Source organism: Dictyobacter halimunensis, from assembly GCF_036245075.1.
In genome coordinates, this window is record NZ_BSRI01000001.1 from 852659 (window position 1) to 864568 (window position 11910).

Annotated in this window: 8 protein-coding genes; 3 read left to right on the top strand and 5 right to left on the bottom strand. The window is 53.9% G+C overall.

The window, feature by feature from the left end; translation table 11 throughout:
• Positions 1-229 precede the first annotated feature (229 nt).
• The gene (locus tag AABA21_RS03605) at positions 230-3637 is read left to right on the top strand and encodes an ATP-binding protein (RefSeq protein ID WP_338247617.1); all 3408 of its coding nucleotides are present in this window, start codon (positions 230-232) and stop codon (positions 3635-3637) included.
• A 42-nt stretch (positions 3638-3679) separates the two neighbouring features.
• Here the strand turns inward: AABA21_RS03605 and AABA21_RS03610 are convergent, their stop codons facing one another.
• The 4 genes from AABA21_RS03610 to AABA21_RS03625 all read right to left on the bottom strand — a co-directional run bounded on the left by AABA21_RS03610 (position 3680) and on the right by AABA21_RS03625 (position 9213).
• On the bottom strand, positions 3680-5290 hold the full coding sequence (locus AABA21_RS03610; protein WP_338247618.1) for a hypothetical protein: 1611 nt from the start codon (positions 5288-5290) through the stop codon (positions 3680-3682).
• Positions 5291-5532: 242 nt separating this feature from the next.
• Positions 5533-6375 carry an alpha/beta fold hydrolase gene (locus AABA21_RS03615; RefSeq protein ID WP_338247619.1) on the bottom strand — a complete coding sequence of 281 codons (843 nt, stop codon included), beginning with the start codon at positions 6373-6375 and terminating at the stop codon, positions 5533-5535.
• Positions 6376-6526: 151 nt separating this feature from the next.
• The gene (locus AABA21_RS03620; protein ID WP_338247620.1) at positions 6527-7525 is read right to left on the bottom strand and encodes an extracellular catalytic domain type 1 short-chain-length polyhydroxyalkanoate depolymerase; all 999 of its coding nucleotides are present in this window, start codon (positions 7523-7525) and stop codon (positions 6527-6529) included.
• A 134-nt stretch (positions 7526-7659) separates the two neighbouring features.
• On the bottom strand, positions 7660-9213 hold the full coding sequence (locus AABA21_RS03625) for a long-chain-fatty-acid--CoA ligase (protein ID WP_338247621.1): 1554 nt from the start codon (positions 9211-9213) through the stop codon (positions 7660-7662).
• 279 nt (positions 9214-9492) lie between these two features.
• On the opposite strand from AABA21_RS03625, the gene AABA21_RS03630 reads away from it, so the two are divergent.
• Positions 9493-10458, top strand: coding sequence for an AfsR/SARP family transcriptional regulator (locus tag AABA21_RS03630; RefSeq protein WP_338247622.1), 966 nt, complete (start codon positions 9493-9495; stop codon positions 10456-10458).
• Between the two features lie 34 nt (positions 10459-10492).
• Positions 10493-10978: a hypothetical protein gene (locus AABA21_RS03635; protein ID WP_338247623.1), complete on the top strand. Its 486-nt coding sequence runs from the start codon at positions 10493-10495 to the stop codon at positions 10976-10978.
• On the opposite strand, the gene AABA21_RS03640 is transcribed toward AABA21_RS03635, so the two are convergent.
• Positions 10953-11834 (bottom strand): glycosyltransferase family 2 protein, encoded by an 882-nt coding sequence (locus AABA21_RS03640; protein ID WP_338247624.1) that lies wholly within the window; start codon positions 11832-11834, stop codon positions 10953-10955. The two genes, AABA21_RS03635 and AABA21_RS03640, sit on opposite strands and share 26 nt — an antisense overlap.
• Positions 11835-11910 lie beyond the last annotated feature (76 nt).

The following is an 11910-nucleotide window of genomic DNA, read 5'->3' on the forward strand; positions in this document are numbered from 1 at the left end:
GTGTATCTTCTATACAGCGACATTATCTACCTGCAAATACGTAGATAGGGCCGATTGGCACGACTTCCGATTGACGCGAAGAAATCGAGGAAAACGAGCAGGAGTAACCGTCTGTACCCGATGGAGACGAAAACATAGTCTTCTTTATCAGACGTCTCGCAGGGCACACTATCTCTATTAGCAGTTCCACATATTTAAGCAGCCACCGTACTAAGGAGAAATCACATATATGGCACCTCAGCCAATGCCTGGACCTTCTGCATCCATTGACTTTCTGGCAGGTGGAGGAGAGATGGGGGAACGCATACGCACCTTTGACTGGTCATCCACCCCCCTTGGACCCGTTGAACAGTGGCCCCAAAGTCTGAAAACGGTGGTTCGTATCATGCTCACTTCCCGCCAGCCGATCTGGATTGGCTGGGGACCGGAACTGATTAAGCTCTACAATGATCCCTACAAAGCTATCGTTGGTGGAAAACATCCAGAGGCGCTGGGTCAGCCGGCATCGGTTGTTTGGCGTGAAGTATGGGATGAGCTAGCACCCCGGCTTCGCACAGCGGTAGAACGAAATGAGGGCACCTATGATGAAGCATTGTTACTCATCATGGAACGCTATGGCTATCCCGAAGAAACCTATTATACCTTCTCTTACAGTCCAGTACCAGGAGACCAGGGGGGTGTCGGCGGCATTATTTGCGCCAATACCAGCGACACAGAGCGTATCATCGGTGATCGACAGGTAAAGCTATTGCGCACCCTTGCCGCCCAGACGGCCGATGCCCGCACCCTCACCGAGGCCTGTCACCTCAGTGCCGCCAGCATAGAACAGAACCTCCATGATATCCCCTTTGCCATGATTTATCTGTTCGATCAAGAAACACAATCAGTGGACCTGCACGGCACCTCTGGTATTTCACGCGATCACCAGGTTGTGCCAGAGACCGCCGGGCTCGACGCTCCCGGCCTCTGGCCTTTCGCCGAGGTGCTGAGAAAACAAAAAATCTGCGTGATCGATAATCTGGATCACCTGAGCGATACCCTGCCTACAGGGGCGTGGAAACGTCCGCCACGTCAGGCCGTGGCTATCCCCATTGCTCCATCGGGCCATACCGGAAAAGCTGGCGTCTTGATTGTCGGCCTCAATCCCTTCAGGCTGTTCGATGAAAACTATCAGGGTTTCCTCAACCTTGTTTCAGGCCAGATAGCAGCCAGTCTCGCCAATGCGCAGGCATATGAAGAGGAGCGCAAACGCGCGGAAGCCTTGGCCGAGATAGACACGGCCAAAACCCTGTTCTTCAGCAATGTCTCCCACGAGTTCCGCACTCCCCTCACACTTATGCTGGGACCCATTGAGGATATGCTGGCCGAAAGGCACACGCTTTCACCAGAACAGCGCGAACGCACCGCGATCTTACATCGTAACGCCCTGCGCCTGCTGAAGCTCGTTAACACCCTGTTGGATTTCTCGCGTATCGAAGCTGGACGCGTCCAGGCTGTATTTGAACCAACCGATCTTACAACCATGACTACCGATCTCGCCAGCAGCTTCCGTTCCGTCATAGAAAAAGCTGGTATGACGCTGACGGTGATGTGCCAACCCCTGGATTCGCCGGTATACGTAGATCACGAGATGTGGGAAAAAATCATCCTTAACCTGCTGTCCAATGCCTTTAAGTACACCATGGCGGGGGGAATCACCGTGACGCTTGAGCAACGCGGCACCAATGTTGAGGTCGCGGTCACAGATACCGGCGTGGGCATTCCTCCAGAGGAGCTGCCTCATATATTTGAGCGCTTCCATCGCATCAAGGAGAATACAGGACGCACAATTGAGGGAACTGGCATCGGGCTTTCCCTGGTGCAGGAGCTGGTCAAGTTGCACGAGGGAACCATCCGTGTTACCAGCGTACCCGGTCACGGAAGTACCTTCACCGTCTCGCTCCCTCTGGGGACGGCCCACCTGCCACAAGATCGCATCGCCGCCAGGCGCACACTCGCATCCACAGCAATAAACGCTGAACCTTACATCGCCGAGGCCTTCAGGTCACTGGCCGGGGAAAATACGTTCGCCGATGTGCAGCCAGAGGTAGCCCCGTCATATGAAAGTGGGCGCACAGAGCATGGTGTACCAACATCAACGGCACAGATACTCTTCGCCGATGATAATGCCGATATGCGTGACTATGTCAGCCGGTTGTTATGCCCTCACTATAGCACCCAGGTTGTATCAGATGGGCTGGCAGCACTGGCCGCGGTGAAACAGCACCGGCCGGACCTTGTGCTGTCGGATGTGATGATGCCAGGTATGGATGGGTTTGAACTACTACAGGCCCTGCGAGCAGACCACGAGACAAGAACCATTCCCGTTATTCTGCTTTCCGCCCGCGCAGGTGAAGAGGCGAAGATCGAAGGTATGGAGGCAGGTGCCGACGACTATCTGGTCAAGCCTTTTAGTGCGCGCGAACTGCTGGCCCGCATCCGGGCGCACCTGGAGATGGCGCGTATCCGCAAGGAGGCGGATGAGCTCGTGAAGGCTGAACGTAAACGCCTGCACGACCTCTTTATGCAGGCCCCCGCAATCATTATGATGTTGAGCGGCCCCGATCATATCCTCGAGCTTGCCAATCCGTTGTCGATGCAGTTACATAGGGCACATCAGCCAATCATGGGCAAACCGATCCGTGAAGCTATTCCCGAATTGGAGAAGCAGGGCTTCTTGAAATTACTCGACTCGGTCTATCAGACGGGCCAGCCATTCTCTGGCACTGAAATTCCAATCCAGCTTGACCGCACAGGCGATGGCACGTTGGAGCAGTTGTACTTCAATTTTGTCTATCAGCCTTCCTATGATGCACAGGGAACTATTGATGGAATTCTCATACATGGCGTTGATGTGACCGATCAGGTCCTGGCGAGACAGCATAGCGAAGAGCTGTCTCGCCAGAAAGATGAGTTTATTGGCGTTGCCAGCCACGAGTTGAAAACGCCCGTGACCAGTTTGAAGGGCTACGCGCAGCTGCTGGAGCGCCGCTTCCGCCAGGAAGGTGATGAGCGTTCAGCCACCCTGCTGCAAAAAATGGATGCACAGATCAACAGGCTAACAAACCTGGTGAGGGATCTGCTCGATGTGACACGTATTGAAGAGGGACAACTGATCTTCCACCCCTCTTCCTTTGAGATGAGCGCGCTCATCAGCGAGATCGTTGAGGATATGCAGCGAGCGGCACCTAAACACCATATCTTACAGGATCTGACCCCTGGCATCACCATCACCGCTGATCGTGAGCGCATCGGACAGGTGCTTATCAATCTATTGACCAACGCGGTAAAATACTCGCCGCAGGCCGATACCATCGTGATAAAAACACGATGCACGGACGATGCGGTCATCACTTCGGTACAAGATTTTGGCATCGGCATTCCCGCCGAGAAACAGCCGCATCTCTTTGAACGATTCTACCGGGTCGAAGGAGAAAGCCAGTTCACCTATCCGGGGCTGGGATTAGGTCTGTATATCTCATCAGCTTTCATCACGCGCCATCATGGCTCTATCTGGGTTGAGAGCGAGCTGGATGAGGGAACGATCGTGTCGTTTTCACTCCCTCTGCACCAGTCTCCAACAACGATCAGGGGCTAAAAGCCGAGATCTGGAGACTGGAGCCTTTTCAGTTCTAAGAGGCTACTCGTCCATATGCATGAGCTCGTGCAGGTGGGTAGCCGCTTGATCACGCGAGAGCCTATTAGCCAGCAAGGCATCCAGGATCGCTTCAATTGTTGCCTCCTGTGGTCCCTCATGGCCCATTTCCGGCGTCGAGTCCGCCGATTGTCCTGGTGCGACAATCGCGGCCTTCTCCTCCTGCGACAACTCGCTCCCCTGGAAAAGGTGATGGCGTCGCGCCGTTGGTAGATAGATGCTCACAAGAGCTGCGCCAACCAGAAAGGCGCTCAACCCTCCCTGAGCCACCGGTTGCCAATTCGGCACGGCCGAACCGAGCAGTACGGTCACACTGGTATACAGGACAACTGCCAGGCCAATTGCCCCCGTCAGGACGCCTGCTCCCATCAGGGTGAGCACATAGCCACGACGCGGCCCCGAGACCAGATCACCATCCCGTTTAGAGACGTTACGTATATACCAACCGATCAAGATGTAGCCGACCCCACAGAGCACCAGGGCCCAGGACTCAAACCACTCCTGATGATCTACTCCCACGCCGCCAGTTAGGAAGAAGCTCTTCAGCGCATTGTTCAGCAACCTCCCCAGCCCCCACCAGAAGGCGCCAGCCATGACAGTTCCCACGATGCCCAGAATCGTCAGGCGTAGCACCTCCAAACGCATCAATCCCTGGCGTACACTCCCGAGCAATGACCAGGCATAGATGCCAATGAGAAGCGTCCCCAGCAACAGAGGTGAAACGAAATCAGAGCTTCCTTGTGAGCCCAGGACCGCATCCAGCGGAAGAGGATCTCTGTATCCCAGGCGCAACAGGGCCACAATCGCCAGCGAGCAGCCTCGCAGCAGAAAGGCCATGCCAGAAGCCAGGCCCAGGCCATGAAAGATCAGGCGCGTCGCCAGCGATCGATCCCGGCTGGCCGTCCAACTATAAAAGATCCAGCTTCCCACGATCCAGAGCAGGGTGAGCAGTAACCAGAATGGATTGGCAGGTTGGCAGGAAGAACTTCCCTCACACTGGACAGTTCCATGGAAGAAAACAGTATCGATCACATATCTGATCGTGGGCTGCAGGATAAAGAAAATTATCACGATAAGCAGCAGAACAAGTTGCACGCCGAAAATGTGAATACGTTGAAAGACGCGCGCGGGCCCTGCTGGCTCACCGGTACGCCGACGCTCAAGATGCACCAGGCAAGCCAGAAGCAAGCATGAGAGAGCAGCCGCGCAGATGAAGGTCAAACCACTATAGGAGGTTGCGGCCAGCCCCGATAAGGTTATAGCCAGCAGGGGAACACCAAGGGCCACGCTTATCCCTTCGGTTGTATTCAAGAAAAAGGAACGTATCGCGCTATGTGCAGCTTGTGGCTCCTGTCGGAGATCACGGCGAAGAAGCCAGTAATGCAGGCCGCCCAGCAAACCTGCAATGAGAAAAGCCACACAGGCATAGCTCAAGGCCTGTACAAACTGCGCCTGCGTCGGAATATCCTGATAAGATCCGCGCAAACCTGTAAACGCGAGGCCAGTCGAGAGCAAGAAACCAAAGGCGCTCACCGCAAAGATCAATAATGCCGTTGTAACCGCGTAGAGGTAAAAACGATAAAGGCTGCGGGCCATAGTAAACCCTCCTGTCCACTAATTATGTATGGCAACCCAGGCCGCAACAGATTGATAGTGAGATAGATCAACCTGCGATCGCACCTGGTGAATGCGTACACTCTACGCTTCTTAGCATACAGTCTGGTGATACAGAAGGGATGAGTCAAATGCCCCATTTTTTTGCTCTAGTCCGACAGTTGTAGATGCTTAACGAGAGCACTTTGATGAAAGTCTTAGCAAAACTATCGCTGCACCCATGGTCATTTGGATAAGAAAGCCAACACTGCGCTGGTGAAAACCTCTGAGAGCATGATGGTGTAATGGTTGATGTCGGGGATTTCCACCACACGACTGCCTTTGATAATGGTTTGCACGCGTTCGGCCTCATCAGCCGTCAGGATAATGCCCCGGGTAGGTGACAGCGTCCCCAGGGCGGCACGCGTGATGAGCGTCGGGGCCTGGATGCGCGGTAAAAGGGCGTCCGCATTCATGCTCATGTTGACTGTGATCTCTTCCTCAATGGCCGCTTTGGGAACGCGCGAAGTCACCGTTCCATCGGCGTGGACTTCGGCATCATAGCGATAATAGTCCTCCCAGAAAGGGCTCCACTGATGAATAGGCGTTTGCTGCCGTTCCGCCAGATACGCATCGAGTGAGGGATATATCTGCCCCAATCGTTGCAGCGAGGCCCCGATGGCCTGGAGTGAGTCCGGCGGGACCCGTCCGCCCGCGTCCACCAGGACAAGCCGTCCCAGACGTTTGGGGTGGACCGCGGCAAAGAAATACCCGATCTGAGCGCCCAGCGAATGGCCTATAAAATGGACAACCGGGAGGTTCAGCGCGTCACAGAGTGAGAGCAGATCGTTGACATGATAGGGCATGCCATAACCATGTGGTGGTTTCTCGCTCAGACCACGTCCGCGCAGATCCGGGGCGATGGCGTACCATCCCTGGCTGGCGAGCACAGGTCCAAGCTGTGCCCATTCCTGGCTGCTGGCGGTTAGACCATGGACAAGCAAGACCGTTCGTTCAGGCCTGGTGAACTCCCCCCAGGTCTGATACTGTAAGGTAATTCCATTGATTTGCACCTGCTGAGTCGACATAGCCATATTCCCTTTCTGTATTTTTCTTGAGGAAAGAAATACGCGCACCAGGCATCCAGCCTTGATGCGAATGGAAGCTCGCTGCCAGCACATCCAACAACGAGCTTCTGTGTCCTATTGATCGCGATGCATTTTCGCGATCCGCGATGGCTTAATTGCTAAAGCGCATGAAGAAATTGTAGAGGGCCAGATTCGCACTGGGTCCTGCGGGATCGCCCCAGAGTCCAGTGCCGCCAGACCAGGCATGCCCCATGCCGTTGACCACCCAGTATTCCTCGATCTCTTGCCCGCTGTTATTCTTCCAGGTGTAGGTGGTATAGGAGTGTCCTCCTGACACTTGCCCGGATGTGATGGTCGCGGGACTGGAGAAGCTCGCATTATAGGTTCCCCCTGAGGCATCATGATCCGTTTCCATCCATTGCTGAATCACCTGATCTCCATTGACCGGCCACACGACAGTATCAGCGGTCCCCTGAATATCAATGGTGGGAACCACCCGCGCATAGCGCCCCATCGCCTGATAGGCCAGGTCACCCTGTAGAACAGGAGGAGGCCCACCTGTGACCGAAGCGCTCAGCGAGAAAGCGGTGACGGCCTGGTACTCCACGCCAGAATGCACTCCAATCGCGGTGTACAGATCTGGATAGGCGGCCCCCATATTCACCACCATTGCTCCGCCCGATGAAATCCCCGTGATATAGACACGATGCTTATTAATCGTCCAGAGCGAGGAAGTATTTTCCACTGTCTGCGTGATACCAGCGATCTCAGCAGTTTCATCCATGCCTCGATACTGATTGATTGAGAGGAAAAAGTTCCAGCATAAAGAAGGATTCGCGAAAACTTCCTGCTGAAGATAGGCAACAATAAACTGCTTCTGGTCAGCCAGGGCATTCATGCCCGTATCTGCCGCCATTGTCGATGCATTTACCGTGCAACCAGATAGGACGACGATCAGGGGGACCGATGTCCCTACTTGATAATTTGCTGGTGTATACACATCATAGGTATACAGTCCCGCAGGGCCCAGATAACTGAATTGCTGCAATTTTCCTGCGGTCGCAGCGTGCGCAGCCGGGGAGCGTTGAAAGAGCAACAGACAACCTACGAGAACAGCCAGAGTGCACCATCGGATAAAACGTGTGAACATCGGCGTTCGCTCCTTTTTCCTGTTTGGACAACATCATTTCCGACAAGGTTGCGCAGTTTTCTGACGAATATGATCAGTCTGACATGGAGAGGGTACAATGGCAGACACATCGTCCCTCCATGCAGGATTTATGTTTATTGTGCCCGGCGCAGCTCGCTTTTGAGAATTTTTCCCGTGGCGGTCATAGGGAGCGAGGTGCGGAACTCGATCAGGCGTGGGTACTTATAATCGGCCATATTTTGCTTGGACCAGGCAATCAGCTCGGCTTCCGAGATGGTTGTGTCAGGCTTGAGGATGATAAAGGCCTTGATCTCTTCGCCGTGACGCTCATGTGGGACGCCGACAACGGTCGCTATACTCACTGCCGGATGTGTCATCAGCACCTCTTCGATTTCACGCGGGTACACATTGAAGCCGCCGCGAATGATCATATCTTTCACTCTGTCGACAATATAGAAGTAGCCATCTTCATCGCGTCGTCCAATATCACCGGTATGGAACCAGCCATTGCCCATGGCCGCGGCGGTTGCCTCAGCGCGCTTATAATAGCCCTTCATAATATTGTGGCCTCTAATTACGACCTCACCCGGCTCGTCTACGTTGACATCCTGATCATGCTGATCCACCAGGCGTACTTCGACTCCCCAGACAGGGAGCCCGATTGAACCGGGTTTGATTGTCCGATCAAGCCGATTAAACGTAGCAATTGGACTGGTTTCGGAGAGACCATATCCTTCCAGAATGGTGACCCGGAATTTTTCGTTAAAGGCTCGCATGACTTCCACCGGCATAGCCGCCCCACCAGAGATCGATACTCGTAAGTTGCGCGCGATCTTCTGCAAATCATAGGTACCCGCTCCTGCATAGTTGAGCATCGCCCAGTACATCGTTGGTACGCCTGCAAAAATAGTGACATCCTCATCTTCCATCAAACGCAGCACGCCTTCGGGGCTAAAGCGGGATACGAGTACCAGGGTCGCCCGATTGTAGATACCCGCGTTCATTTGCACCGTCTGTCCAAAGGAGTGGAACAGGGGCAAGGCAATCAGGTGCACATCGTGGTTGGCTCTAGGATACATCGTATCGGACAGACGCGCATTGAGGAGCATATTCATATGCGTCAATTCAGCTCCTTTAGGCTTGCCCGTCGTACCACTGGTGTAGAGAATGACGGCCGTATCATCCGGATGCGTCTCCACCGTTTCAAAGGTCTCTGGCTGACCATCCATGAGCTCGCCAAAGGTTGTCGCGCCCGCAATGGGTGATGGCGCGGCTGGATCATTGGTCATCAGGAAGAAGTGTGTACAACTGTCCACCTCCTGGAACGCGGTAAATCCCATCTGCCCGATGGGGAGATCGGAACTTCCTTCCTGACAAAAATACGCCTTTGCCTCGCCGTCAGCGAGATGATAGGCGATTTCACGGGGCTTGAGCAGCACGTTCAGCGGCAGAACGACACCACCTGCTTTGAGGATGCCATAGTAGGCAATAACGAATGATGGGAGATTCTGGCAACTGAGGGCAACGGTATCCCCCGGACGAATGCCCACCTGAACCAGTCCATTGGCCACCTGGTTGGCAGCGGCCTGCAAGCCAGCATACGACAGCCTGGTTTTCTCGTAAATAATAGCTGTTCGCTCAGGCACTTCACGTGCGCTATCATCAAGCAAGACGGCAAGATTGAGCATGCATCCTCTCCTTTGAATGAAAGTAGTAGAGATAGTATAACAGCAGTAGCGTTGAGAAAAGCGTTTATTAAATCGATCGCACGGTCAGAAAATCGTTTGTTTTATACTCGAGTCGTTGTTGTTTTCTTTGCTCATCCTCTTGCCCTTATACCTCGCAATCACTATACTATCTCTACCACCACTATGTGTACTGTTCAGAAGAGCATTTTGAATATAGTCACCCTCCGCTCTTCGCTGGACAGGTAAACGTTGTTGCATGGATGTGCAAAGGAGCGCTTCATGAGCGAGCTGAAGATTGCGTTGCTCGGGACACCAATTGTAGAGCATTGCGGTCAGCGCCTGACCTTCTATGATCGCAAAACGCTGGCCCTGCTCATCTACCTTGCGACAGAAACCGGCGTACATTCCCGTCAGAAGCTCGCTCGTCTCTTATGGACCGAGAGCGATACGGCACATGGAAGAGCAGCACTGCGCATCGCCTTGCTGCACGTACGGCAGGCGCTCGAAGAGAAGACGCCAGCGCAACATACAGCGCATCTGCTCATCACCCATGATACGCTCGGACTCGATCTTAGCTCTGGCATCGAGCTTGATCTGCACGCGTTTGAGGCCGCATGGACCCTGCTCCAGCAACTTCCCACGCCAGAAATGATGCCCGGGGAGGCCCGCCGCACAGTGATTGCTCATCTCCAACAGGCGATAGCCTTCTATCGAGGTGGCTTTCTGGATAATTTTGCGCTACGGGATGCGATCGATTTTGATCACTGGGTTGGCACGCAGCGTCAAATCTGGTTCAAGCGGATGGAACAGATACTGGATTGGCTTTCCCAACTGCAAAAGGCAGAAGGGCAGATTGAGCAGGCGATTGAGACCGTTGAGCGCTGGCGTACCTACGATGCACTCAATGAAACTGTCTATTTACGCCTGATGCAATTGCACTTCTCGCTGGGCAACCGTGTCGCGGCATTAAAAACATACGAGACCTGCCAGGAAGTGTTGCGCGCGGAGCTCTCCGCCAGGCCCTCTTCTAAGTTGCAGGCCCTGGCAGATCTTATCCGTAATACATCATCGGCTCCTCGTATCAAGAGCTCATCCTTTTCGTCAATCTGGTCTCACTTGGATTGGCCTATCAGGCACTTTTACTGCCCCAAAAGCACTCCAGGCGCACCTGGAAGCCTGGAAACTAAGCGAAACGGTCCCTTCGTCGCGCTATACCGGATTGAGCATCTCACTGCTGTGCATTGATTATGCCCTGATCGATGATTGGGAAGCAGCCTCTATGTATGCCCAGCAGGCCCTGGTCACGAGAGATCCCAGGGCCGTGGTATGTCCAGAAGCTCCTCGCTGGCCCGAAACGGCCGCCCTGCTGTATGCAGGCGCCAGCACACAGGCGGCAGAAGATTTACAGACGTTTCATCAGCTCTTTGGCACCAATAAGCGCTGTTTTATCTCTTATGCACGCGCGCGCGCTGCTCTTGCTGAAGCACAGGGCGAAACAGAACAAGCGCTGGCTTGCTTGCAGCAAGCCAGCGCTTCAGCAAAAGACCTCGGTCTTCCCGGAGAACTCTGGCAGGCAGAGGCAGCTCTGGGCAGGCTCTACCAATCCAGTGAAGAACATGAACAGGCGGCACAGGCCTTCGCGCGTGCCGCAGCCGTTGTCGAAGAGCTTGCCAGCAAGATCACCAATGACGATTTGCGCTCGCAGTTCCTTGCATCACCTCAAGTACGCTCCCTCTTCTCTAGGGGTGAAACCTGGAGAGTTTGACAACTTCCTGTTCGAGCTCAGCGTTCAGCGGCTTGCGCTCTTTGATAATCCACGGCAGACCCGTACAAGCTTCCATGATCCCCTTACGCACATCGCGATTGGCAACGGCCTGTTGCAGGAGGGGTGAGGTTTCAGCGAAGACGCCGCTCAGGGAACGGCGCAGCCAGACTGACCAGAGATGATTGCGGACAACAAGCTGCTTTCTTCTGGCTTTATTACGCTGGGGTGCAGGGAAATGATGGGCAAGAATGTCTGGAAAATACGCCAGGCTCCATCCCCGCTCTGCCATATCAAGCGCTATCAGTTCCTCTTCCCCACCTACGCCAATATTGCGATGAAACCCTCCCGCATCCAGAAAGGCATCTTTCCGTACGATTGCACCACAGGCGATAAATCCCAGAATGTATTTCCCAGGAAAATTATCGGGTGTGGTGATCGGGCTTTTATCCATCAGTTGACAGGCAGGCTCGATCTGTCCTCCACGCAGGAGGATTTTCCCCTGAATCAGTCCCAGGGTGGGATAGTGCTCAAAATACGTCACCGCCGCTCTCAAAGCTCCATCTTCCCACCAGGAATCGTCATCGGCAAAGGCAATATAGGGAGTCTGGGCACGCTTTGCTCCTACGTTTCTTGCGGATGATCCATAATTCTCTGGGAGTTGAATAAGCGTAACATCCGGGTATTTAGTGCTCACCAGTTGGATTGTTCCATCTTCTGAATGGTTATCGATGACAATGATTGGAACAGGTTCATGGAGTGCGTGCAGCTTTTGAAGGGTAGCATCCAGTGCATCGGCTCTATTTCTGGAAATAATGACGATTGAGATTTTTGACGCCAGAGTGTTATCAAACTGCATGCTGTGCTCCATTTCTTCATAGCTCAAAGTACAGTCCTGTTGCTGGTACAGTCCTGTTCCGGGTTTCTATAGGGAA